Raw genomic sequence first — 22,533 nt, forward strand, 5'->3', positions numbered from 1 at the left:
GGCACCCTTGCGCTCACGGCCGCGGGAACACGAAATCGAAGCTGCGCTGCTGCTGCCAACCCAGCTGCAGGCCCACGTGGCTGGCCGTGCGCAGGTTGATCGCCGTCTGCAGGGTGCGCGACGGGGCCAGCGTGCGCCCGCGCGGGCCGCCCGCCAGCATGCCCAGCGCGGAGCTGGCCAGGGTCCGGCCCATCTCCACGTTGTCGGGCACCATCGCGAACAGCGCGCCCTTCTTCACATGCAGGACGTTGCTGGAGAAGAGCGGCACGCCGCCATTCCACGTCTCGCGCAGCACCAGCGGCAGGATCGTGCTTTCCTCCACCGTGGTGGCGTCGTGCGGCAGCCAGACGGCGTCGCGGCGCCCGTCCGCGGCGGCGATCAGCTGCGGATACAGCTGGGCGGCGCGGGCCATGTCGCCCGCCACGTAGGCGGCCAGCTCCAGCCCCTGGGCCCGGGCGGCGTCGCGCGCCAGGCGGATCAGCCACTCGCTGTTCTTCGGGTTGAAGACGACGATGACACGCTTCAGTTCCGGCAGCAGGGCATGCAGCCGCGCGAACAGCAGCGCCGGGTCCGGCGTCAGGCTGATGCCGGCCACGTTGTCCGTGTCGGAGAGCAGCAGCACGCCACCCACCAGCACGGAAATGTCGCGATCCAGCCCGGCCGTCGCCGACAGGCCCTGGCGCCCGAGCGCGATGACGACCTTGGTGCCGGCCTGGCGCAGCCTGGCGTTGAGTTCGGCGCCGTCCAGCCTGGTGTCGACGGCGTAGCTGCGCACGGGCAGCCCGGTCCGTTCCTCGATCCCCTTGATCATGCTGCTGAACGCGGCCAGGAAAGGCTGCGCCACGTTCGGGTACAGCACCGCGATGGTGCCCTTGCCGATCGAGGCGCGGACGTCCGGCCGGCGCAACTGGTCCTCCAGCTGTGCCATCGTCACGGGCACGACGTCGTCGCGCCCTGGCAACGCCGGACTGGCGCCGTCGATGGTGTCGAACAGCGCGCCGACGGACTGGCGCGCCTGGGCCGGAATGCCGGGCAGCTCGATGGTCGGAAGCGCGGCGGCAGGGGCGCCGCCCAACGTGGGCGTGGCACCCGCGGTGCCGGCCAAGGCGCCAAGCAGCAGCGCGGCCGTGGCCGCTACGCGCGCGGCGCAGGTTTTTGCTCGGATCATTTCGTTCTTTCGGTGCAGGCAGGCCTGCCAACATCACAATGACGCAATACCCGGCAGTATAAGCGTTCCATTAGCCAGAAAGAAATTAATTTACTGACGGCATTATTACCGAACCGCGTGGCTGTCATGGAAAGACGGCGTCGAACGGATGCTGGTGGCTCTCCATATCGAGGCCCAGGTGACTGGCCGTGCGCGTGTTGACGGCGAGCCGCACGGCGCGCAGGGGCTGCAGGCCGGGCCGTGCGGTCTCCTCCGGCCCCACCGCGGCCTGGGCCAACGCGGCCAGCTCGCGGCCCAGCGCCACGTTGTCCGGATATAAAGCGAACAACACGCCTTTCTTGACGTGCAAGATGCTGCTGGAGAACAGGGGGACGGCGCGGTTCCAGGATTCGCGCAGCAGCATCGGCAGGATCGTCGTGTCGTCCACGGTAACGCTGTCCTGCGGCAGCCAGAGCGCATCGCGGCGGCCTTCCGCCATGGCGAAGGCCGCGTGGTAGCCGCGCACCGCACCGGCCAGGTCGTTGGCCTCAATGGCGAGCAGCTCCAGTCCCTGGCCCCGCGCGGCCTCGCGCGCCAGGCGTACGATGGCCTGGCTGTGCACCGGGTGGTAGACGACGAAAACGCGCCGTACGCCCGGCACCAGCGTCTTCAGCCAGGAGAACAGCAGGACCGGGTCGGGCGCCAGGCCGATCCCGCGCCAGCGTTCCGGCTCGGGCAGCGCGCCGATGCCGCCCACGACGATGCCGAAGGAACCGTCCAGCGCCCCCGCCGCGCGCAGGCCCTGGCGGCCCAGTGCGATCACGGTCCGCGCGCCCTGGCGCTTCAGGCCGGACTGCACCTCCGCGCCGCTGCCGGCGCCCACCGGGATCGCGCGCACCTTGCCGCCCAGCTGCTGCTCGACGCCGCCGATGATTTCCGTGAATACCTTGCGGTAGGGTTCGCCGATATCGGGGAACAGCACGGCGATCGTATCGCTGGCCGCCGTGACGGCGCGTGCGGGCCCGGCCAGGCCGGCCAGCAGCAATGCCAGCAGGGCCGCCGAGAACGGGCGGAGAAGGCGCAAACGGGTCACGGGCAATGTTCCAGATAAATATTGCTGTAAAGGTATTTCAGCAGTCTAACGCCCCGGCGGGCGTTTTTGTACCTGTATTATCGAGCATGTTGTCTAGACGTCTCATCCTGGGGTATGCATAGCGGGCTGCAACTTTTGCCGGAGCGCGCTACAGTGTGTCTTTTGCCACACATTCAGGATTCGCCCAAGGAGAACCCATGCAGATCGATCTGACCGGAAGAACCGCCATCGTCACCGGCTCCACGCGGGGCATCGGCTACGCCATTGCGCTGGGACTGGCCCGGGCCGGCGCCAGCGTCGTCGTCACGGGGCGCAAGCAGGTCGACGTGGACGCCGCGCTGGCGCGGCTGGCGGGCGCCGTGCCGGGCGCACGGGTACGGGGCCATGCGGTGGACCTGGGCGGCGCGGCCGGCTTCGACCAGCTCAAGGCGCGTGAACCCGAGTGCGACATCCTCGTCAACAACGTCGGCATCTTCGGGCCGCAGCCCTTTGCCGAGATCCCGGACAGCGAATGGACGCGCTTCTTCGAAGTCAACGTGATGTCCGGCGTGCGCGCGAGCCGCGCCTGGCTGCCCGGCATGCAGCAACGCAATTGGGGTCGCATCGTCTTCATCTCGTCCGAATCGGCCATCAACATCCCGGCGGACATGATCCACTACGGCTTCACGAAAACGGCCAACCTGGCCGTCGCGCGGGGCCTGGCCAAGAGCCTGGCGGGCACGGGCATCACGGTCAACAGCGTGTTGCCGGGCCCGACGCTGTCGGAAGGCGTGCAGGACATGGTGGCGCCAGGCGAGAGCGCCGAGGTGGCGCTGGAGCGCGCCAATGCGTTCGTGCGCGCCCACCGCGCCAGTTCGATCCTGCAGCGCGTCGCCATGCCGGAGGAGGTGGCCAACCTGGTCGTGTACGTGTGCTCGCCCCAGGCATCGGCCACCACCGGCGCCGCGCTGCGGGTGGACGGCGGCACGGCCGATACGATCTGAGCGGCATGACGGACGGCGTCGCACCGGACCCTGGCCGCCAGCGCGCGACGCTGGCGATCCTCGCCATCACGCAGATTGCCTCGTGGGGCTCGCTGTACTACAGCATCACGATCCTGGGGCCGGCGCTGGCGCGCGAGTTCCAATGGAGTGGCGCGATGGTCTACGGCGCCTATTCGTGGAGCCTGATCGTCTCGAGCCTGGCCGCGACGCCGGCCGGCGCGCTGCTGGACCGGCTGGGCGGGCGCGTCGTCATGGGCGCCGGCTCCCTGGCCGCCGCGGCCGGCATGCTGCTGCTGGCCGGCACCACGTCATGGGCGCTGTACGTGCTGGCGTGGACCGTGCTGGGCCTGGCGATGGCGCTGACGTTGTACGAGGCGGCGTTTGCCACGCTGAACCGCGACTTCGGCGCCGCGTCGCGCCGCCTGATCTCGACCCTGACGCTGTTCGGCGGCTTCGCCAGCACGGTATTCTGGCCGCTGACCATGCGCCTGGACACGGCGCTGGGCTGGCGTGGCACGTGCCTCGCCTATGCCGTCATGCACCTGGTGTTGTGCCTGCCCTTGCACCTGTGCCTGGCTGGCCGGCACGGGGGAACGGCCCGGGCCCCGGCGACCGCCAGCGCCAGCGGCGGCGACCTGCAACTGCGCGAGGCGCTGCGCCACCCGGCGTTCTGGAAGCTCGCGCTGGCGTTTGCCGTCAATGCGCTGATCTTTTCCGCACTGGCCGTGCACCTGATCCCGCTGCTGCGCCAGCTGGGCTACGGCGCCACGCTGGCGGTCGCCCTGGCCGCGTTGATCGGGCCGGCCCAGGTGGCGGGGCGGATTGCCGAGCGGTTGTGGTTCCAGGACGCGCCGCCGCAGCGCATCGGCCGGCTCGCCTTTGCCGCGCTGCCGGCCGGACTGCTGGCGATGGTGCTGCTGGCGCACCGGCAGTGGGCGGCCGGCCTGTTCTGCCTGCTGCTGGGGGCCAGCAACGGCGTGCTGACGATCGTCCGTGGCACGGTGCCGCAGGAACTGTTCGGCCGCCGCCATTACGGTGCCATAGCCGGTGCCATGGCCGGCCCATCGCTGCTGGCGCGGGCGGCAGGACCGCTGCTGACGGCGTTGCTGCTGGGCGCGGGCACGTCGCCGCTGGCCCTGCTGGGCCTGTTCCTGGGCTTGTCGCTGCTGTCGCTGGGCGGTTTCGTCGCCGCCACGATACCGGGTGAGCGGCGCTCGGACGGGGTAGCCGAAGCCAAGGCGCCGGGCCCCGGCTGAGCGCTTGCGCTATCATGCCGGGATGAAATACCGACTCTTTCTGTTCGACCTGGACGATACACTGCTGGACTTCAAGGCTTCGGAGCGGCGCTCGTTCGAGCGCACGCTGCGCGCGCTGGGACTGGCGCCGCTGCCTGCGGGTTTGTTCGAGCGCTACCAGGCCATCAACCTGGCGTTGTGGCAGGCCTTCGAGGCAGGCACCGTCGCCAAGGATTTCCTGAAGGTGGAGCGCTTCCGCCGTACGTTCGCCACGGCTGGCCTGGACCTGGATGCCCAGGCGGCCAGCCACCTGTACCTGGAAGCGCTGGCCGATACCGTCGTGCTGGTCGACGGCGCGCGCGAGCTGTGCGCCGCGCTGGCGGAGGTGGGCGAGGTGGGCATCATCACCAATGGCGTCGACCAGATCCAGCAGCGCCGCATCGCCAGTTCCGGCCTGGCCGGACATGTCTCGTTCGTCGCCACGTCGGAAGCGTGCGGCCACGCCAAGCCGGACGGCCGTTTCTTCGACTACACGGTGCGCATGGCGCGCACGTTCACCCCCGCCGAGACCGTGATTGTGGGCGACCGGCTGGATGCCGACATCCTGGGCGCGAACCGCTTCGGGATCGACAGCGTATGGTTCAATCCCGGGACACTGGCCAATGCCGGCACGGCGCGGCCAACGTGGGAGGTGGCGCGGCTGGAGCAGGTGATACCGGTATTGCGTGAGGCAACCGGGGTCTGTCCCCGCGGGGACTGACCCCGAAGTTCGGCGGCGTTCCTGCGAAATGAAGTCACTTCGGGGTCAGTCCCTGTGCAGGGACAGACCCCAAGAAAAATGCCGGGCAAGCCCGGCATTTTCATTTACTGCAGCCAGCGGCCGATTACCAGCCGCGCATTACCAACCAATATCGTGCAGCAGCGGCAACGTCAGGTCCTTCGGCGGCTCGACTTCATGCGTCAGGTCCGAATTGATCGCCGGTTCCATCAGCTGGTTCGGGCGGGCGGACGTGGTGAAGTGCGATACCGAGGAGCCCGGTTCGAACGTCGTCGGCGTGTACATCAGGATACGCTTCTGGTTGTCCGTGCCGGCCATCCTGGTCTCGTCGGCCTTGAACGTGGCGACGATGCCCGACTTGGTGCGGGAACGGTAGGCCAGCTTGGCCTTCAGCGCATTGCCGTCGGCCTGGCTGATGCGCACCGCCGGGATCGTGACGGACGGATCGCTGCCGCTCATGCCGGCCGGGTCGCCTGGGGCGTTGTCGGCGACGATCATGCCGATCGCGCCGGCGGCCTGTACATTGGCGGCCTTGACGACGAACGTGCACGAACCGCGGTCCACCAGCGCGATATTGCCGGCAACGGCTTTCGCGTTGATCGGATTCAGCGGCTCGCAAGCGAAGCCCGTACCGGCTGGCTGGTCGACGACCGGCATCAACTGGCCGGCGACGGTCTTCGAGCCGATCGGCAGGCCGAAGCTGGCTTCGCCGAACTTGTAGTTGCCGGCGGTCGAACCTGCGGCGCTGCCGCTGATGTTGACGACGCCCAGCTTGCCCAGCACGTCAGGCACGGCGGCCGTCACTTCCGGGCCGCTCCAGGACATGCCGTCGCCGCTGACCGCATTGGCGATACGCTCCGCCGGGGTCATCTGCGTCCACGTCTTGTTGGTACGGTTGTCCGTCATGAAGTGATCCCAGATCGACGGAGTGTCCAGGTAGTACTGGCCCGTTTCCTCGTCGGAGAAGCTCTGGAAGCCCAGGCCATGGCCCATTTCGTGCAGCAGCACGGCCACGAAGTCGGTGCCCCCTTGGTCGGCGCCGTCCAGGCCCAGGTAGAAGGGCGAACCGGGCAGGCAGTCCTCGGCCAGGCCCAGGCGCGAGTTGAAGCGCGCGCGGATGTCGGCGATGCTCGGGCTCTGGTCCACGCCGGACAGCTTGTTGGCCAGCGCGCTCGGGTACCAGGTGTTCGCTTTCGGCGCGCCTGGGAAGTCGGAGAACACTTCCATCGTGCCGGCCGAACCCAGCGTCGCGGACGTTGCCGTGCAGCGCAGCGGTTCGAAACTGGCCTGGATGCGGATCGGCACCGAGCTGTTCAGCTTGGAACCCCAGATGTTGGCGGCGTGCGTGAAGGCGATCAGGCGCTGTTCGCCCAGGGTCGTGCCGGTGTTGCCACCGACGGGCTCGACCGGCGTCGGGTCGTTGAAGCCCACGCCCGGTTCGTTGGCGTTGACGATGACGATCGGTGCGGCGGCCTGGGCGGCACCGGCGGCGCTGAACGCGACGGCGAGGGCGGCGATGATGCTCTTCATGTTATTGCGCTTCATAGTTGCGCTCCTTGGCTTGCGCGGTGCGCGTGGTTTGCGTGGCTGCCAGGGCAGCGTCTTCGGTCTCTGCGCAGGCTTCGCTCAGCGAGCCGTCCGCGTTCTTCGTGACGACGGAGTACAGCATCTTGCTGGCCGCGCTGGCGACGCGGGTGCCGTCGGGGCGCGTCACGACCTGCGCTTCCTTCGTGTTGCCGGCCGACAGGCTGGCGCTCTTCAGTGTCTGCGGTACCAGTTGCTTGTATTCGGCAGCGGTAGGCGCGCGCAGCTGGCCGGTTTCGGCGTCGCGCACGACAACCATGCCTTTTTCATCGGCGGCCATGGCGCCCGAGGACATGCCCAGGGCGGCCAGTGCCAGGCCGGCACCGGCGGCGGCGCGGCGGCTGCGGCGGGCCATGAAGCCCACGCCTGCCAGGCCCATGCCCAGCATCAGCCAGGTCGACGGTTCCGGCACGGCGCTGATCGTCACGCTGTCCAGGCCGATGTAGTCGCTGGTGTTGGTGTTGCCCGTGTAGTGGAAGGCGAAGCGGCCCGTGCCGGTGCCCGTGAACTCGGCCGTGTAGCGGGTCCAGTCGCCAGGGTAGGCGGCCGCGTCGATCGACAGCAGGCTCGTCTTGAAGCCACCGATGGCGGTGCCGTTGCCGGCGCCGAACAGCACTCCCAGGTTATCGTCAAAACCTGCATCGGCCGTGCGGGTGTAGAACGTGATGCGCGTCGTGCCCGACAGGGTCAGCTCCGGCGTGATCAGCCAGTTGTCGATGGCACCGGTACCGCTTGCGCCCGACATAAGGTTGGCGGCAGCGTACGAATTGTCCGCGCCGGCCTGGGCCGCGAAGATGCCGTCGTTGCCCTGGAACCAGCTCTGGCCGCCGTTGGCATTGTTGATGACCCAGCCGCTCAGCGAACTGATGTCATCGAAGCCCTCGGTAAGGGAAGTGGGCGGCGTATCTGCGTGGGCCGATGCCGATAGTGTCAGCGCCGCCGATGCAAAAAGAGTGAGGAACGTTTTCATTGGTTCACTTTCGTTTTGACGATAGAGGAGAGTGCAATGTTTTGGAAATTGCAAATCCAGTATAGGCGGAAGAAATGTATCTCTGCCACTGAATTTTTACACTTTGTAATTGTTTTTTTGATTCGTATCCAATATGCAACAGCCGTGGTGATTTCATCCTGCAAGCCCCAGCATCCATGCGGGTCTTGAGGCATTTTGTTGTATTCGAGCACACACTCTGCACATGCGTCTTGACGCCGCCGGCCTTTGTTGAGCTGTAACAAAACGTAACAAGTGTTACGGCATCCGGGGTGCCCGGGTGGCGGTTTCGCGCCCGTGGCGAAGGCGGTTACAATGCTGCCTTTCATCTTCTCTGGCAGAACACGTGCAAAGCCGCCAACTGTATTTCCGCCTGCTGCGGCAATTCCTTTCCCATGGCGGCGTGTTGGCCGCGACCCTCATCGCCGTCGGGGTGGCCTCGCTGACGGACGTGCTCCTGATCCGCCAGTTGCAGAACGTCGTCGACGCCTTGCGCCCGCAGGGCATCAGCCACGGGGCCGAGGTGGCGGGCGGCGTGCTGGCGACAGTAGGCCACTGGATCGACCGCATCATGCCGGTCAATGCGGCCCAGGCGGCGTTGTGGACCATTCCCGTCATCATCATGGCGCTGGCGTTCCTGCGCATGGTCAGCAGCTTTGCCGGCGACTATGGCTCCGCGTGGCTCAGCAATCGCGTCCAGGCGGACCTGCGCAGCCGCATGTTCCATCGTATCCTGCGCCTGCCCAACGGCTACTTCGACCTGTCTTCCACCGGTACCACGCTGTCGCGCGTCACGTTCGACGCCAACCAGGTATCGCAGGCCGGCCTGAACGTCCTCAACGTGGCCGTGCGCGATTCCGTCGCGACCGCTGGCTACCTGGTCTCGCTGTTCACCATCGACTGGCAACTGGCCGTGTTCTGCCTGGGCCTGTTGCCGCTGGTGGCCATCGTCGTCATCTTCGCGGGCCGGCGCATGCGCCGCCTGTCCGAGAGCGCGCAGCACGCGATGGGCGAGCTGACGCGGGTGCTGGACGAAAGCATCGGCGGCCAGCGCGTCGTCAAGATCTTCGGCGGCCAGGCGTATGAACAGCGCCGTTTCGACGAGGTGGTGCGGCTGAACCGCCAACTGGCCGTGAAGCACTCGGCCACGGCGGCGATGAATTCCGGGATCATCATGCTGCTGGTCGGCGCCACGCTGGCGGCCGTGATCTATTTCGCGCTCGTGCGCGCGCAGCAGGGTGCGCTGTCGCCCGGCGCGTTCGTCGCCTTCATGGGCTCCCTGATGGCGATGCAGTCGCCCATCAAGAACCTGACCAAGATCAACGAGCCGCTGCAGCGCGGCCTGGCCGCGGCCAAGTCCGTGTTCGGCCTGATCGACGCACCGATCGAGACCGACACGGGCACGCGCACGCTGGCGCGCGCGGCCGGCCGCATCGAGCTGCGGCAGGTGGGCTTCCGCTACGGCGTCACCGATCCGGATGCGGCACCGGCGCTGCGCGATGTCTCGCTGGACATCGCCGCCGGCGAGACGGTGGCACTGGTGGGCGGCTCCGGCAGCGGCAAGACGACGCTGGCCAGCCTGCTGCCGCGCTTCTACGACGTGTCCACTGGCGCGATCCTGCTGGACGATGTCGACCTGCGCGAGTACCGGCTGGCCGACCTGCGTCAGCAGATCGCGCTGGTCAGCCAGGACGTGGTGCTGTTCAACGACACGCTGGCCGCCAATATCGCCTACGGCGACCCGGCGCCGGACCCGGTCCGCATCGAAGCCGCCGCGCGTGCCGCCTACGCGCATGAATTCATCGAGCGCCAGCCGCAGGGCTATGCGACGCAGGTGGGCGAGAACGGCCTGCGCCTGTCCGGCGGCCAGCGCCAGCGCCTGGCGATCGCCCGCGCGCTGTACAAGGACGCGCCAATCCTGATCCTGGACGAGGCCACCAGCGCGCTCGACACGGAATCGGAACGCCAGGTGCAGGCCGCGCTGGAGCGCCTGATGAAGGGCCGCACCACGGTCGTCATCGCGCACCGGCTGTCGACCATCGAGAACGCGGATCGTATCGTCGTCATGAATGGCGGCGCGATCGCCGAGGCGGGCACGCACGATGCCCTGCTGGCGCAGGGCGGCTTGTATGCCCGGTTGTACCAGACGCAGAAGCAGTCGACAGTGTAAGCCCGGAGGGGACAGGCACGGATCTTCGGCCCGGAGAGGCGAAGATCGGTGCCTGTCCCCGGTGCTTCATGCGTCCTGGGTCTCGGAAGGCGTGCGCACCGGATCGCCCAGCATGTCCTGCACGTACAGCATCGACACCAGCACGGCCAGCACGGCCGTCAGCGGCGTCGCCAGCGCCACGCCGGCCATGCCGAACAGGGCCCCGAACAGCAGCTGCATGACGATGGTGAGCGCCGGCGGCAGCGACACGGTGCGCTTCTCGATCAGCGGCGACAGCAGGTAGCCCTCCACCAGCTGGATGCCGGCAAACAGCAGCACCACGTACAGCGCCTGGGTCGGGTCGCTGGAAAACGCGATCAGCACGGCCGGCACCCCCGCCATCAACGGTCCCAGGTAGGGGATGAAATCGAGCAGCCCCGCGATCAGCCCGAGGATCAGGGCCAGCGGAATATCCAGCAGCGCCAGGCCGGCCGCCGAGGCCACGCCCACCAGCAGCATCGACGCGGCCTTGCCCAGCAGCCAGCGGGCCAGCGTGCGCGACAGCTCGTCCAGCACCTCGCGCGCCCGCGCCCGTTTTGTGGGCGGCACCAGCGTGACGAAGCCCTCGATGTACAGGTGCGGCTGGGCGGCGAAGTAGATGCCGACGAACAGGATGATGACCACGTTGCCCAGCGCGCCCAGCAGGCCGGAGAAGAACAGGCCCGCGTTCGGCACCAGCTGCATCAACTGCTTCTGCATCTGCTGCGGCGACGGCACGCCCGCCAGCAGGCGTTTCAGCAGCGGCTGCTGTTCCATGGCCGCGCGCAGGCGGTGCAGGGCGTCCGGCACCGCCTGCGCCAGGGTGTCGGCCTGCTCGCCGATCTGCGGCGCCATCAGCCAGCCGCCCACGCCGAACACCAGCAGCAATACCGCCCCCACGACGGCCAGTGCCCACTGGCGCGACAGCCGCAAGCGTCGGTGTACCCAGCCGGCCAGCTCGTACAGCAGGATCGCGAACAGCACGCAGGCAAACACCAGCAGCAGCGCGTCATGGGCATACCACAGCGCCGCCAGCACCAGCAGCGTCAGGAGGGCAAGGCCGTTGACGAGCGCCACGCGGCGCGCGAAGCGTTGCCCGGGCATGGGTGGCGGTGGCGAGTCGTTCATTCGTGGCTCCCTTGGCGGGTGGTCAGCAAATAGGCGGCCATGTCGCGCGCATCGCGCTCGGACACGCCCAGTGTCGGCATCGTCGTCGCCGGGTGGACGGCCTGCGGCGCGCGGATCCAGTGCGCCAGGTGTTCGCTCGTGTTGGGCAGCAGGCCGGCGATGTGGCTGCGCCTGCCGAGGTCGTACAGCGGCGGGCCGACATACGTGGCAGGGCCCGTCACGCCGGGGATCAGGTGGCAGCTCTGGCAGGCATATTGGGTCAACGCCACGCGGCCGCGACGGGCGTCCGGCTGCGGCATGGACGTTGGCGCCACCGTGTCCGGCGGCCTGGCCGCCGCCAGCGTGGCCCGGTAGTCCGCCGCCGTCAGGTGCGGCATCCGCTGCAGGAAGGCGACCAGCGCCCACAGCTCGGCCTCGCTCAGCCGGACGCCCCAGGCGGGCATGCCGCTCATCTTGATGCCATGGCGTGTGATCCAGTACAGCTCGCGCGGCTGCCAGTGCCGCGCCGCATCCACCAGCGGGCCTGGCACGGGCTGCATGCTTTGCGCGAACGGCAACGGCGCCACGCCGGGCGCGCCATGGCACTGCTGGCAGTGCTGGCTGTACAGGCCGGCCCCGTGCAGCACGGCGCCCGGCGCCCGCGCCGGCACCGCGACGTCGCGGGCATGGAACGCGACGGAGTGCTGCATGGCCCGTTCCAGCAGCGTGTGGACGAACTGGAAGTGCTGGCGGGTGGCCGCCACGTCGTACCAGCCGCCCCGGAACACCGCGTAGCCCGCCAATGCCGCCACCGCCCCGGCACCCAGCACGGCGGCGACGGCGCTCGCGCTGGCGACTCGGACGGCATGGGATCGGAACGGGCGGTTCATCGGTTCATGTGCACGCTTGGGAACGGTCGGAAATTGTCTTTTCTGTATTATATGGATTCGTCCATTCGATGCAGGAACAGTGCGTGCACGCAAGAGTTCGCTTCGCTTTCCACCGCCGCTCCCTGTCGGCAGGCGCCACCTGCGCCGTGCTGCTGGCGGCCATGCTGTGCGGCTGCGGCAAGGAGCGCGAACCGGCTGTCGACGGTGGCGCCGACCCGGACCGGGGCCGGCGCCTGCTGGCCCAGTTCCAGTGCGGCAGCTGCCACGCCATTCCCGGCGTGGAGGCGGCGCGCGGCACGGCCGGGCCGCCGCTGGCCACGTTCGGGCGCCAGAGCTACATCGCCGGCACCTTGCCGAACGACCCGGCGCCGCTGGCGCGCTGGATCGTCGATCCGCCCGCCGTGAAGCCCGGCACGGCGATGCCGGCCCTGGGCGTCTCGCCGGACGACGCTCGCCACATGGCGGCCTACCTGCACACACTGCGATGACGGCGGGATTCTTCGATCCCGCCGGCCTCGACGCCGTCGTCATTGCCCGGCTGGGCTGGACGATGTTCATTGCCGCCGCCATCATCCTGGCCGCGCTGACCTGGCTGACGCTGGCGGCGCTGCGCCACGAGCGGCGGCCGATACGGGCGCGCTGGTGGATCGTCGGCGGCGGCCTGGCCTTTCCCGTGCTGGGCCTGACCGCGCTGCTGGCGTGGAGCAGCGTCGCCACGGCGCGCCTGTCGCCGCAAACCTCGCTGACGCCGCTGCGCATCGCCGTCACGGGCCACATGTGGTGGTGGCAGGTGCGCTATACCGATCCGGCCACGGGACGCGAGTTCGAACTGGCCAACGAGGTCCACATCCCGGCCGGCCGCCCGGTCTTCCTGGCGCTGGGGGCGGCGGACGTGATCCATGCGTTCTGGGTGCCCGCGCTGGGCGGCAAGATCGACATGGTGCCGGGACGCCTGCACGGCCTGGCGGTGCAGGCGCTGCGGCCCGGCGTCTACCGGGGCCAGTGCGCGGAATATTGCGGCGAGCAACACGCCCGAATGGCGCTGGAAGTCGTGGCGCACCCGCCGGCCGAATACGACGCGTGGCTGGCCGCGCAGGCCCGCCCGGCCAGCGCACCGGCCAGCGCCGAACTGGCGCGCGGGCGCGCCGTCTTCCTGGCCCAGCGCTGCCAGGCGTGCCACGCGGTGCGGGGCGTGACGGCGCAGCCGGCCGGCGCCACGCTGGGTCCCGACCTGACCCACGTGGGCAGCCGCCGCACGATCGCGGCCGGCACCTTGCCCACGCATGCGGCCACGCTGGCCGGCTGGGTGGCCGATCCACAGGCCCACAAGCCCGGCGCCCGCATGCCGGCCACCCGCGCGCTGGACGGCGCCGACCTGCGCGCGCTGGCCGCCTGGCTGGAGTCGCTGAAATGACGGCGCCGCCCGAATCCCTGCTGCCCAGCGCCGTGCCGCGGCCGGACGGCGAGCTGGAGCGGCTGGAACGGGTGTGGCGCACGCCGCGCGGCTGGCGCCTCGTCACGTCCGTCAACAACACCACGGTGGGGCTGCTGTACAGCGGCACCGCCATGCTGTTCTTCCTGCTGGCCGGCATCCTTGGCCTCTTGATGCGCGCGCAGCTGGCCGTGCCGGACAACACGCTGCTGTCCGCCGCCACCTACAACCAGGTCTTCACGATGCACGGCAGCGTGATGATGTTCCTGTTCGCCATCCCGATCGTCGAGGCGCTGGCCGTGTACCTGCTGCCGGGCATGCTGGGCGCACGCGACTTGCCGTTCCCGCGCCTGTCGGCGTATGCGTTCTGGGCCTATGCCATCGGCGGCCTGGGTTTCTTCTGCACCCTGTTCGTGGGCCTGGCACCGGACGGCGGCTGGTTCATGTACCCGCCGCTGACGGGCAAGGCCTATTCGCCGGGCCTGAACGCGGACTTCTGGCTGCTGGGGATCGGCTTCATCGAGATCTCCGCCATTGCCGGCGCCATCGAACTGATCGTCGGCATCCTGTTTACGCGGGCACCGGGCATGACGCTGGCGCGCATGCCGGTCTACGCCTGGTCGATGCTGGTCGTCGGCGTCATGATCGTGTTTGCGTTCCCCGCCATCATCGCCGGCACCGCGCTGCTGGAACTGGAGCGGGCGTTCGACTGGCCGTTCTTCATTCCCGCGCGCGGCGGCGACCCCGTGTTGTGGCAGCACCTGTTCTGGTTCTTCGGCCATCCCGAGGTGTACATCATCTTCCTGCCGGCGGCAGGCATGGTGTCGACGATGATCCCGACGATCGCCCGCACGCCGCTGGTGGGCCGGCGCGCCGTCATCGTCGCGCTGGTCGGCGTGGGCTTCTTCAGCTTCGGCCTGTGGGCGCACCACATGTTCGCGGCGGGGCTGGGCGTGGTCGAGGCGGGCCTGGTGTCGGCCGCCAGCATGGCCGTCGCCGTGCCCACGGCCGTGCAGGTATTCGCCTGGATCGGTACGCTGTGGCGCGGCACGGTGCGCATCACGGCGCCGGCGCTGTTCCTGCTGGGGTTCATGTCCATCTTCGTGCTGGGCGGGCTGACGGGCGTGATGGTGGCGGTGGTGCCGTTCGACTGGCAGGCCCATGACACGTACTTCGTCGTCGCCCACTTCCACTACGTGCTGATCGGCGGCATGGTGTTTCCCGTGTTCGCCGGGATGTATTACTGGCTGCCGCTGGTGCGGGGCCACGCGCTGTCCGAGCGGCTCGGCCGCTGGGTCTTCGGCCTGATGTTCGGCGGCTTCCACCTGGCGTTCTTCCCCATGCACGTCAGCGGCCTGCTGGGCATGCCGCGCCGGGTCTATACGTATCCGTCGGGCCTCGGGCTGGACGGCCTGAACCTTGCGTCCACCGTGGGGGCGTTCGTGTTCGCGACCGGGGTGCTGCTGTTCCTGGTCGACCTGGCGCGCATGTTGCGCCGGCCCGAGCGCGAGCCCGGCAACCCGTGGGGCGCCGCCACGCTGGAATGGCTGCCGGCCGACTGCTACGCCGTGCGCAGCATTCCGCAGGTCGACAGCGCGGAGCCGCTGTGGGACCGCCCGCAACTGGCGGACGAAGTGGCGGCGGGCGCCCACTGGCTGCCCGGCACGGCCACCGGCAAGCGCGAGACGATCGTCACCAGCCCGGTCGCGGCGCGGCCCCTGTACGTGCTGGTGCTGCCCACCGATGGCTGGATGCCGTTCCTGGCGGCCCTCGGCACGGCCGGCTTCTTCCTGCTGCTGACGATCGAATGGACGGCGACGGCCTGGGCCTGCGGCATCGGCGCAATCGGCGCCGTGCTGGCGTGGCTGTGGGGCCAGGACCGGCCCCCGCCCGTGGCCCAGGCCCGGGTGGCGGACAACCTGGGCGCGGCCAACACGCTGCCGGTGGGCGCGCCGGGCCCGGCCAGCCCGTCCTGGTGGGCCACCGTCATCATGCTGGTAGTGGACGCCGGCGTGTTCCTCGCCTTCCTGTTCACGTACGTGCACGTCTCGATGCGGCTCGACATCTGCCCGCCGCCTGGCAGCCGGCTGACGCAGCCCTGGGTGGCGGCGTTGTCGGCCGGGCTGCTGCTGGCCAGCGCCGCCGCGTTCGCGCTGGCCTGGCGCCAGCCGCTGGCGGGCCGCCAGCGGCGGTTGCGCTGGCTGGTCGGCGCAGCCGGCGCCTGCATGGCGGCCTCGTTCGGTCTGGACGCCTGGGCGCAATGGGACGCGGGCCTGGATCCGGTCGCGCACGCATGGGGCGCCAGCGTGGCCGGGCTGCTGGCCTACCAGGGCCTGCACATCGTGCTGCTGGCGTTCGTGGGGCCGTATGTCGCGGCGCGCTCGTGGTGCCGCCGACTGCGTCCGGACAGCCGCGCCACGCTCGACAACGGCGCGCTGATCTGGCTCTACACGGCCGCGCAGGGCCTCGTCATCGCGGCCGCGCTGCACGTCTGGCCGCGGCTGATGGGGTGACGATGGATCGGTTCTGGCCACGCCTCCTCGAAGGAACGGCGCCGCTGCTGGTGTGGGCGGGGCATTTCGCCCTCTGCTACCTGTTCGCGGCGGCGGCCTGCACGCCTGGCGGAGCGGTCGACTGGCGCTGGTGGCTGCTGCTGGGCGTGACGCTGCTGGCCCTGGGCATCTGCGGCTGGCTGCTGTGGCACACCTGCCGCAGGCGCGGCACGGGCTTGCTGGCGCTGGCGCGGCTGGGCAGCGCATGGCTGGCGCTGGTGGCGGTGGGGTGGGGCGGCTTGGTCCTGCTGACGTCGGGGGGATGCCGTTGACACCCTGGGTTGCTTCTGGCTAGAACGAATACACCAGCGTCACGGAAGTCTGCGTATCCGTGTTCTTCTTGTCTTCCGGGACATTGGTATCATTGCGGGCGCTGAACGCGGCCTTCATCTGCATGGTGCCGTTGATCTTGGTCGACAGCGCCGTTTCCGCCACCGAGTGCACGTTCGACGTGCCCCGTTCGACGGCCACCGTCTGCGTAAACAGTGCCGAGGGGCTGATCTGCCAGCGCAGGTTGGCCGCGCCGCGCACCGTCAGGCCGCTTTCTTCCTCGCCGGTGGCGCGCACGCCATTGAAGTAGCCCGGGCCCAGTTCCACTTCCACGATCTTGTCCGGCGACTTGTACAGGCGCTGGCCGCGGCCCACGGAGACGGACGAGTAACGGGTATAGGCACCGAAACGGTCGTCCACGTGGGAGCCCAGCACGTACAGGCGCTGGCCGTCCTCCATCAGCTTGTAGGCCGCCTTGGCGGACAGCGCGAAGCGTTCGGCCGAGCGGATCGACTGCTTGCGACCGTCGCTGTCCTCGCTGCGGTCCTCCTTGAAGAAACCGGTCAGGATGTACTGGTTGCTCCAGTCCTCCAGCTCCTGGCGCGCATCGATCTTGCCGGTCACCGATGTACCGCTGGTATTGCCGCTGGTCGAGATCGCGCCCAGTTCGGCGGACGTGTTCCAGGTGCGTTCCTCGATGATGTCGCCGGCCTGGGCGGCCAGCGGCAGGGCGGCGGCGAGCAGGGCGGCGGAGAGCAGGATGGCTGGTGCTGAGCGTGTGGTCATGGGCATCTTGGGCAGGTGCCGCGGCGGCGGCCCGCGCGGTCGGCGAACATGGCGGGCGCGGACACGGCCGGGTCAAACGGTGGAGCCGGTATTGTAACCCAAGCATGATTTGCGTGCCGTCATGTGCCCTGGCGAACGGAGCGCGGCAAGCGCCGGTGGCACACTGGGCCCACGCTGCCCGGAGGATAGACCATGAAACCAGAAGAAAGCACCGCGCCCAACGCCAACCTGGCCGCCGACGCGCCGGCCGCCGCCCGTGCCGCCGGGCTGCGCTACGTGACCGACGCCCGTCCCGGGCTGGGCCGCATCGCCCGCGATGGCGGCGGCTTCCGCTATGTGGACGCGGACGGCAAGCCGGTGGACGACGAAGCGACGCTGGCCCGCATCAAGTCGCTGGCGATCCCGCCGGCCTGGACGGACGTATGGATCTGCGCCCAGGCCAACGGCCACCTGCAGGCGACGGGGCGCGACGCGCGCGGGCGCAAGCAGTACCGTTACCATCCGCGCTGGCGCAGCGTGCGCGACGACGTCAAGTACGAGCGCATGATCGCGTTCGGCCGCGCCTTGCCCGGCATCCGGCGCGCCGTGGACGCGGCGCTGGGGCTGCCGGGCCTGCCGCGCGAGAAAGTCCTGGCAACCATCGTCTACCTGCTGGAAGCGACGATGATGCGGATCGGTAACGAGGAATACGCCAAGGAGAACAAGTCGTTCGGCCTGACCACGCTGCGCAACCGCCACGTGCGGGTGGACGGCAAGGAAGTCGAGTTCCACTTCCGCGGCAAGAGCGGCGTGTGGCACGACGTCAAGGTGGCGGACCGGCGCCTGGCCCGCATCATCGGCCGTATCCGCGACCTGCCAGGCCAGGAACTGTTCCAGTACGTGGACGACGACGGCAACCGCCACGCGATCGATTCCAGCGACGTCAACGACTACCTGCGCACCATCACGGGCGAGGACTACACGGCCAAGGATTTCCGCACATGGTCCGGCACGGTACTGGCCGCGCTCGCGCTGCAGGAATTCGAGAAGTTCGATTCCGAGACCCAGGCCAAGAAGAATGTCGTGCGCGCCATCGAATCGGTGGCGAAGAAGCTGGGCAACACGCCGTCCGTGTGCCGCAAGTGCTATGTCCATCCGGCCGTGGTGGAGGCGTACATGGACGGCGCCGAGCTGGCCGCCCTACGCACCCGCGCCGAGGAGGAGCTGACGCAGGACCTGCATGCGTTGCAGCCGGAAGAGGCGGCCGTGCTGGCGCTGCTGCAGCAGCGCCTGGAGCGGGAAGCGGAGCAGGCGGCGGCCAAGGGCAAGCAGAAGTCGGTGCGCGTGGCCGCGCCGGCGCGGGCGCGGACCAAGGGCGCTGCCGGCAGCGGTGCGCGGGCCGGGGCGCGCAAGGGCGCCACGGCGCCTGCCTGAAGTCAGCGCCGCGCGACGGCGCGCTCCGTGCCCGGCTGGGCCGCGAACGCCTTCTTCAGGTCTTCCGCCACGAACTTGTGCGCATCCTCCGCCTTCGGCAGCGCGGCCTGCATGCCGAAGAATTCATGCGTGACGCCGTCGAACTCGCGGTACTGCACGGGAACGCCGTCCGCCCGCAGCCGGTCGGCGTAGCCTTTCGCTTCGCTGGCCAGCGGATCGATCTCGGCCGCCACCACCGTCGTCGGCGGCAGGCCCTTCAGCGTGGCGGCCTTCATGGGCAGTGCATACGGGTTCTCGCGCTGCTCGGGCGTGGCCGTGTACTGCTGCAGGAACCATTGCATGGCCGGCTTGTCGAGTGGTTTCGCGTTGGCGTTGCGCTGGTACGACGGCGTGCTCATGTCGTCGTTGACGACGGGATAGATCAGCACCTGGTGGAGTGGCGCCTGCACGCGGCGGTCCCGCGCCATCAGGCCGACGACGGCCGCCAGGTTGCCGCCCGCGCTCTCGCCCGCGACGGCCACGCGGGCCGGATCGCCGTTCAGCTCCTGGGCGTGGGCGACGACCCAGCGCCAGGCCGCGAACGCGTCATCCGGGGCCGCTGGGAAGCGGTGCTCCGGGGCCTGGCGGTAGTCGACCGAGACCACGATCGCGCCCGCGCCCTGGGCCAGCGCCCGGATCGACGGCTCGTAGCGTTTCGTGTCGCCCAGCACGAAGCCGCCACCATGGTAGTAGACCAGCACGGGGAAGGCCCCTTGCCGGGCGGGGTGTAGACGTGCAGGGGGATGGGCCCGGCCGGGCCGGGGGCGTCCAGGTGGCGCACCGCGAGCGGCGGGGTGGACGGCGCCGGCTTGCCTTCCTCCTTCAGCACGCGCTCGACCGCGTCACCCGGCTGGGGCTGGCTGCGGGCCTGCGCCGGGGTCAATGCCGCCAGCGGCTTGACGTCCAGCGCGGCGTAGGCGTCCAGGATCTTCTGCATGGCGGGGGCCGCCTTGGGCGGCTCCTTGCTGTCCAGCGCCTGGACAGGGCCGGCGGCCAGCAGGGCCGCCAGCGCGGCGGTGGTAACGCACGTCGATGGTCGCATGGGTTTCCTCGCAATATTGGATTGCCGCCATGATGCCGGCACGGGGCGGGCGGGGTCTGTGCGCGAGGGCACCGTGCGCCGCCCATGCTCGCGCGGCGCTATGCTGGCGTCCTCGATCGTCGAAAGGAGCCGTGATGGACTCTTGTATGGAAGCCTGCGAGGCCTGTGCGGCCGCGTGCGACCGCTGCGCCGCCGCCTGCCTGCGCGAGGAAGACCCGAAAATGATGGCCGCCTGCATCGCCGGCGATATCGACTGCGCGGCGCTGTGCCGTACCGTGGCCGGATTCCTGGCCCGCGGCAGCGCGCTGGCCAGCAGCCTGTGCGCCGTCTGCGCGGATGTGTGCGAAGCGTGTGCCGACGAATGCGGCAAGCACGACATGGACCACTGCCAGGACTGCGCGGCCGCCTGCCGCCGCTGCGCCGTCGAATGCCGCCGCATGGCCAGTGCCGCCGGAGTCGCCCAGCCGGGCCGGGGCAGCCACATGGCCGCCCACTGAACTACGGCTCGACGGAGTGGGCGCGCTTCAGGCAGCGCAGCACGAACGTCGAGCGGCTGTGGCGGATGCCGGGCAGCTTGTACAGCTTGCGGCGCAGGAATTCCTCATAGCCGGCCGTGCCCGCCACGGCCACCTTGATCAGGTAGTCGTATTCGCCCGTCAGCAGGTAGGCCTCCATCACTTCCGGCAAGTCGGCCAGCGCGTGGCCGAACTTCTCCAGCATGTCGTCGTCGTGGCGCTCCAGCGTCACCTCGATGATCACCGTGTCCGGCAGGCCCAGCGCTTGCTGGTTCAAGAGCGCCGTATAGCCCTCGATGACACCACGCTCCTCCAGCGCGCGCACGCGGTTCCAGCAAGGCGTCGTCGACAGGCCCACCTCGTCGGCCAGCTTGGTGTTCGACAGGCGCCCGTCGCGCCGCAGCGCGCGCAGGATGCGCCGGTCTGTCTGATCCAGTTCTTCCGCCATTTTTCCCCTTCCTGGGTTTTTCGCCGGGAAAGTATAGCTTATGAAGAAGAATGTCCTGGAAAACGGTCCCGGTTGCCCGGTTTTAGGGCGCCTATTCCACCCGCGCCGGGCTAACATTCCCGCATGGACTTGCATATGAAAACATTCCGCCTGCGGGTGGAGCGGGACGTGGCGCTGGCCACGATGGAAACGGTATTGTCGGTGGTGCGCCGGGGTGGCCTGGCGCTGCACGGCCTGCAATTCGCGCCGGGCCGGCACGGCGTCGATGTGGTGCTGGACGTGAGCGCGGACGAGGCCGAGCCGCTGCAGCTGTGCCGCACGCGGCTGTGCAACCTGATCGGTATCCTGAAGATCCGTGAAGTGCCGGGACAGTCCAGGCCGCCGGCGCGGCCGCAAGCCTCCTGACGGGCGCGCTGCGTTCCGACTGCCCGATGCGGCGCATTCCTACGGCCAGCCCCGGACCGGCGTGACAGAATTCCCCTACCGATTTCCACGCGAGGAGAACACCATGAAACACGTCGCATTCGTGCTGGCGGCCACGGTGGCCGCGGCTTGCGCGCAGGCGCAGTTGAGCCAACCCGCCAATGGCCAGGTCAACACGCAGCAGAACACTCAACGCAACACGTCGCTCAACGGCCAGCTCGACACCGCCATCGGCAGCCAGGTCAACACGGGCGCCGGCGGCAGCGTCAGCCCGGCCGGTGTGGGCTCCGCGCGCACGCCGCTGGGCGCTACGCCGCCCGCCGGCCCGTCGCTGTCAAGCGGGACCATCGGTACCCCCGGCGTGACGGCGCCGCTCGGCACCATCGACAGCCGCCCGCCATCGATCGGCAATATGAGCGCGACGGGAACAACCAGCATCACCAACACGACCAGTGGTGCTTCGCTGTCGCCCGGCGCCGTTGGCGCGTCGCAACCGCTGAACAACGGCAGCTGGGGCCCCGGCAGCAACCCCAACAACACGCTCGCGCCGGCACCGGCCGGCGTCACGGGCGGCACGCCTGGCCTCAGCCCGGCCGGGGCGCCGACCGGCCGATGAGCGAGCCGCGCCGCTGTGAGGTACTCGTCATCGGCGGCGGCCCGGGTGGGCTGACGGCGGCCATCTACCTGCGCCGCTTCCGGCGCGACGTGATCGTGGCCGACAAGGGCCACAGCCGCCTGTCGTTGATCCCTGTCAGCCACAACTACCCGGGCTTCCCGGGCGGGGTGCCAGGACGGGAGCTGCTGGACCGGCTGCACCGGCAACTGAGCTGCTATGGCGGCGTTGTCGAGGACCTGGACATCACGGCGTTGCGCAAGGATGGCGACGTGTTCGTGGCCAGCCATGCGAATGGCGAGATCCACACGCCGGTGGTGCTGCTGGCCACCGGTGTCGCCGACGCCGGGCTGCCGGTGGAGGGCTGGCACGAAGCCGTGATGGCTGGCGCGGTGCGCCTGTGTCCCGTCTGCGACGGCTTCGATATCCTCGACAAGAAGGTGGCCGTCGTCTCGCAGCCGCACAACCGCACCGGCCACGCGCTGTTCATGCGCACCTTTTCCTGCGACGTCACGTTGTTCGAGCGCGAGCCGGACCTGCCGCTGTCGGACGAGGAGGCCCAGCACCTGCGCGCGGCCGGCGTGCGCTATATCGCCTCACCCTTGAAGGGCGTCACGCTCACAGAGAGCATGGCGCCCGTGCTGCACACGGAAGACGGCGACGACTACCGCTTCGACGTGTTCTATCCCATGCTGGGCGAGAAAGCCCGTTCGGGCCTGGCAACCGGTATCGGCGCGGCCTGCGGCGACTGCGACAAGTTGATCGTGGACGACCACCAGCGCACGTCGGTGCCGGGGCTGTATGCAGTGGGCGACGTGGTGGTGGGCCTGAACCAGATCAGCGTCGCCACCGGGCAGGCCGCCATTGCCGCCACCGCCATCCACAATGCGCTGCCCTGGCAGTTCCGCTGCCAGGGTTGATGACCCCCCGAGCTGCTCCGGGACGCTTGAAACACCGGTGACAGGCACCTGATTGCGGGTCTGCGACGCGCAATCAGGTACCTGTCA

The 22,533-nt window shown here is 69.3% G+C and carries 22 protein-coding genes; 13 read left to right on the forward strand and 9 right to left on the reverse strand.

Features of this window, described 5'->3' with window-relative positions:
- Positions 1-13: 13 nt before the first annotated feature.
- A complete protein-coding gene (locus PX653_RS06530) occupies positions 14-1,168 on the reverse strand; it encodes an ABC transporter substrate-binding protein (protein WP_277417099.1) in 1,155 nt (384 codons plus the stop codon).
- A 124-nt stretch (positions 1,169-1,292) separates the two neighbouring features.
- Positions 1,293-2,240, reverse strand: a complete 948-nt coding sequence (locus tag PX653_RS06535; protein WP_277417100.1) for an ABC transporter substrate binding protein — start codon at positions 2,238-2,240, stop codon at positions 1,293-1,295.
- Between the two features lie 197 nt (positions 2,241-2,437).
- On the opposite strand from PX653_RS06535, the gene PX653_RS06540 reads away from it, so the two are divergent.
- The 3 genes from PX653_RS06540 to PX653_RS06550 are packed head-to-tail and all read left to right on the forward strand — an operon-like array spanning position 2,438 to position 5,218.
- Positions 2,438-3,223, forward strand: coding sequence for an SDR family NAD(P)-dependent oxidoreductase (locus tag PX653_RS06540; RefSeq protein WP_277417101.1), 786 nt, complete (start codon positions 2,438-2,440; stop codon positions 3,221-3,223).
- Positions 3,224-3,228: 5 nt separating this feature from the next.
- The gene (locus PX653_RS06545) at positions 3,229-4,479 is read left to right on the forward strand and encodes an MFS transporter (RefSeq protein WP_277417102.1); all 1,251 of its coding nucleotides are present in this window, start codon (positions 3,229-3,231) and stop codon (positions 4,477-4,479) included.
- Positions 4,480-4,501: 22 nt separating this feature from the next.
- Positions 4,502-5,218: a YjjG family noncanonical pyrimidine nucleotidase gene (locus PX653_RS06550; RefSeq protein WP_277417103.1), complete on the forward strand. Its 717-nt coding sequence runs from the start codon at positions 4,502-4,504 to the stop codon at positions 5,216-5,218.
- A 138-nt stretch (positions 5,219-5,356) separates the two neighbouring features.
- Here the strand turns inward: PX653_RS06550 and PX653_RS06555 are convergent, their stop codons facing one another.
- On the reverse strand, positions 5,357-6,781 hold the full coding sequence (locus PX653_RS06555) for a PA domain-containing protein (protein WP_277417104.1): 1,425 nt from the start codon (positions 6,779-6,781) through the stop codon (positions 5,357-5,359).
- Positions 6,768-7,790, reverse strand: a complete 1,023-nt coding sequence (locus PX653_RS06560; protein WP_277417105.1) for a choice-of-anchor J family PEP-CTERM protein — start codon at positions 7,788-7,790, stop codon at positions 6,768-6,770. Before PX653_RS06560 ends, PX653_RS06555 begins: the two co-directional genes overlap by 14 nt.
- Positions 7,791-8,154: 364 nt before the next feature.
- Here PX653_RS06560 and msbA point away from each other — a divergent pair, with 364 nt between their 5' ends.
- On the forward strand, positions 8,155-9,978 hold the full coding sequence (msbA, locus tag PX653_RS06565; RefSeq protein ID WP_277417106.1) for a lipid A export permease/ATP-binding protein MsbA: 1,824 nt from the start codon (positions 8,155-8,157) through the stop codon (positions 9,976-9,978).
- A 66-nt stretch (positions 9,979-10,044) separates the two neighbouring features.
- Here the strand turns inward: msbA and PX653_RS06570 are convergent, their stop codons facing one another.
- On the reverse strand, positions 10,045-11,124 hold the full coding sequence (locus PX653_RS06570; protein WP_277417107.1) for an AI-2E family transporter: 1,080 nt from the start codon (positions 11,122-11,124) through the stop codon (positions 10,045-10,047).
- Positions 11,121-11,993, reverse strand: a complete 873-nt coding sequence (locus tag PX653_RS06575) for a c-type cytochrome (RefSeq protein WP_277417108.1) — start codon at positions 11,991-11,993, stop codon at positions 11,121-11,123. Before PX653_RS06575 ends, PX653_RS06570 begins: the two co-directional genes overlap by 4 nt.
- Positions 11,994-12,076: 83 nt before the next feature.
- Here PX653_RS06575 and PX653_RS06580 point away from each other — a divergent pair, with 83 nt between their 5' ends.
- Genes PX653_RS06580 through PX653_RS06595 form a run of 4 tightly spaced genes read left to right on the forward strand, consistent with a single transcriptional unit; the run spans position 12,077 to position 16,249 of the window.
- On the forward strand, positions 12,077-12,481 hold the full coding sequence (locus PX653_RS06580) for a c-type cytochrome (RefSeq protein WP_277417109.1): 405 nt from the start codon (positions 12,077-12,079) through the stop codon (positions 12,479-12,481).
- On the forward strand, positions 12,478-13,407 hold the full coding sequence (locus PX653_RS06585) for a cytochrome c oxidase subunit II (RefSeq protein WP_277417110.1): 930 nt from the start codon (positions 12,478-12,480) through the stop codon (positions 13,405-13,407). Before PX653_RS06580 ends, PX653_RS06585 begins: the two co-directional genes overlap by 4 nt.
- Complete coding sequence (ctaD, locus tag PX653_RS06590; protein WP_277417111.1) at positions 13,404-15,938, forward strand: cytochrome c oxidase subunit I; 2,535 nt, start codon at positions 13,404-13,406, stop codon at positions 15,936-15,938. The genes PX653_RS06585 and ctaD overlap by 4 nt, the downstream gene beginning before the upstream one ends.
- A gap of 2 nt (positions 15,939-15,940) precedes the next feature.
- The gene (locus PX653_RS06595; protein ID WP_277417112.1) at positions 15,941-16,249 is read left to right on the forward strand and encodes a hypothetical protein; all 309 of its coding nucleotides are present in this window, start codon (positions 15,941-15,943) and stop codon (positions 16,247-16,249) included.
- Positions 16,250-16,268: 19 nt separating this feature from the next.
- Here PX653_RS06595 and PX653_RS06600 read toward each other — a convergent pair whose 3' ends face one another.
- Positions 16,269-17,033, reverse strand: a complete 765-nt coding sequence (locus PX653_RS06600; RefSeq protein WP_277417113.1) for a DUF481 domain-containing protein — start codon at positions 17,031-17,033, stop codon at positions 16,269-16,271.
- Between the two features lie 192 nt (positions 17,034-17,225).
- Here PX653_RS06600 and PX653_RS06605 point away from each other — a divergent pair, with 192 nt between their 5' ends.
- Positions 17,226-18,446: a DNA topoisomerase IB gene (locus PX653_RS06605; protein ID WP_277417114.1), complete on the forward strand. Its 1,221-nt coding sequence runs from the start codon at positions 17,226-17,228 to the stop codon at positions 18,444-18,446.
- Between the two features lie 2 nt (positions 18,447-18,448).
- Here the strand turns inward: PX653_RS06605 and PX653_RS06610 are convergent, their stop codons facing one another.
- Entirely contained in the window at positions 18,449-19,186 is a 738-nt protein-coding gene (locus PX653_RS06610) for an alpha/beta hydrolase (RefSeq protein WP_277417115.1), read from the reverse strand.
- A gap of 475 nt (positions 19,187-19,661) precedes the next feature.
- On the opposite strand from PX653_RS06610, the gene PX653_RS06615 reads away from it, so the two are divergent.
- Positions 19,662-20,024, forward strand: coding sequence for a four-helix bundle copper-binding protein (locus PX653_RS06615; RefSeq protein WP_277417116.1), 363 nt, complete (start codon positions 19,662-19,664; stop codon positions 20,022-20,024).
- A gap of 1 nt (position 20,025) precedes the next feature.
- Here PX653_RS06615 and PX653_RS06620 read toward each other — a convergent pair whose 3' ends face one another.
- Positions 20,026-20,490 carry an Lrp/AsnC family transcriptional regulator gene (locus tag PX653_RS06620; protein WP_277417117.1) on the reverse strand — a complete coding sequence of 155 codons (465 nt, stop codon included), beginning with the start codon at positions 20,488-20,490 and terminating at the stop codon, positions 20,026-20,028.
- Positions 20,491-20,625: 135 nt separating this feature from the next.
- On the opposite strand from PX653_RS06620, the gene PX653_RS06625 reads away from it, so the two are divergent.
- From PX653_RS06625 to PX653_RS06635, 3 genes are all read left to right on the forward strand, one after another.
- The gene (locus tag PX653_RS06625) at positions 20,626-20,895 is read left to right on the forward strand and encodes a hypothetical protein (RefSeq protein ID WP_277417118.1); all 270 of its coding nucleotides are present in this window, start codon (positions 20,626-20,628) and stop codon (positions 20,893-20,895) included.
- A 103-nt stretch (positions 20,896-20,998) separates the two neighbouring features.
- Positions 20,999-21,529, forward strand: coding sequence for a hypothetical protein (locus PX653_RS06630; RefSeq protein ID WP_277417119.1), 531 nt, complete (start codon positions 20,999-21,001; stop codon positions 21,527-21,529).
- Positions 21,526-22,446, forward strand: a complete 921-nt coding sequence (locus tag PX653_RS06635; protein ID WP_277417120.1) for an NAD(P)/FAD-dependent oxidoreductase — start codon at positions 21,526-21,528, stop codon at positions 22,444-22,446. Before PX653_RS06630 ends, PX653_RS06635 begins: the two co-directional genes overlap by 4 nt.
- Positions 22,447-22,533 lie beyond the last annotated feature (87 nt).

It is taken from the genome of Pseudoduganella chitinolytica (assembly GCF_029028125.1).
GTDB classification, from domain to species: domain Bacteria; phylum Pseudomonadota; class Gammaproteobacteria; order Burkholderiales; family Burkholderiaceae_D; genus Rugamonas; species Rugamonas chitinolytica.

Excerpts from the sequence above, each read along its gene's own strand:
- PX653_RS06530 (WP_277417099.1), bottom strand. The coding sequence starts at position 1,168 with ATGATCCGAGCAAAAACCTGCGCCGCGCGCGTAGCGGCCACGGCCGCG.
- PX653_RS06540 (WP_277417101.1), top strand. The coding sequence starts at position 2,438 with ATGCAGATCGATCTGACCGGAAGAACCGCCATCGTCACCGGCTCCACG.
- PX653_RS06545 (WP_277417102.1), top strand. The coding sequence starts at position 3,229 with ATGACGGACGGCGTCGCACCGGACCCTGGCCGCCAGCGCGCGACGCTG.
- PX653_RS06550 (WP_277417103.1), top strand. The coding sequence starts at position 4,502 with ATGAAATACCGACTCTTTCTGTTCGACCTGGACGATACACTGCTGGAC.
- PX653_RS06555 (WP_277417104.1), bottom strand. The coding sequence starts at position 6,781 with ATGAAGCGCAATAACATGAAGAGCATCATCGCCGCCCTCGCCGTCGCG.
- PX653_RS06560 (WP_277417105.1), bottom strand. The coding sequence starts at position 7,790 with ATGAAAACGTTCCTCACTCTTTTTGCATCGGCGGCGCTGACACTATCG.
- PX653_RS06570 (WP_277417107.1), bottom strand. The coding sequence starts at position 11,124 with ATGAACGACTCGCCACCGCCACCCATGCCCGGGCAACGCTTCGCGCGC.
- PX653_RS06575 (WP_277417108.1), bottom strand. The coding sequence starts at position 11,993 with ATGAACCGCCCGTTCCGATCCCATGCCGTCCGAGTCGCCAGCGCGAGC.
- PX653_RS06585 (WP_277417110.1), top strand. The coding sequence starts at position 12,478 with ATGACGGCGGGATTCTTCGATCCCGCCGGCCTCGACGCCGTCGTCATT.
- ctaD (WP_277417111.1), top strand. The coding sequence starts at position 13,404 with ATGACGGCGCCGCCCGAATCCCTGCTGCCCAGCGCCGTGCCGCGGCCG.
- PX653_RS06595 (WP_277417112.1), top strand. The coding sequence starts at position 15,941 with ATGGATCGGTTCTGGCCACGCCTCCTCGAAGGAACGGCGCCGCTGCTG.
- PX653_RS06600 (WP_277417113.1), bottom strand. The coding sequence starts at position 17,033 with ATGACCACACGCTCAGCACCAGCCATCCTGCTCTCCGCCGCCCTGCTC.
- PX653_RS06605 (WP_277417114.1), top strand. The coding sequence starts at position 17,226 with ATGAAACCAGAAGAAAGCACCGCGCCCAACGCCAACCTGGCCGCCGAC.
- PX653_RS06615 (WP_277417116.1), top strand. The coding sequence starts at position 19,662 with ATGGACTCTTGTATGGAAGCCTGCGAGGCCTGTGCGGCCGCGTGCGAC.
- PX653_RS06620 (WP_277417117.1), bottom strand. The coding sequence starts at position 20,490 with ATGGCGGAAGAACTGGATCAGACAGACCGGCGCATCCTGCGCGCGCTG.
- PX653_RS06625 (WP_277417118.1), top strand. The coding sequence starts at position 20,626 with ATGAAAACATTCCGCCTGCGGGTGGAGCGGGACGTGGCGCTGGCCACG.
- PX653_RS06630 (WP_277417119.1), top strand. The coding sequence starts at position 20,999 with ATGAAACACGTCGCATTCGTGCTGGCGGCCACGGTGGCCGCGGCTTGC.
- PX653_RS06635 (WP_277417120.1), top strand. The coding sequence starts at position 21,526 with ATGAGCGAGCCGCGCCGCTGTGAGGTACTCGTCATCGGCGGCGGCCCG.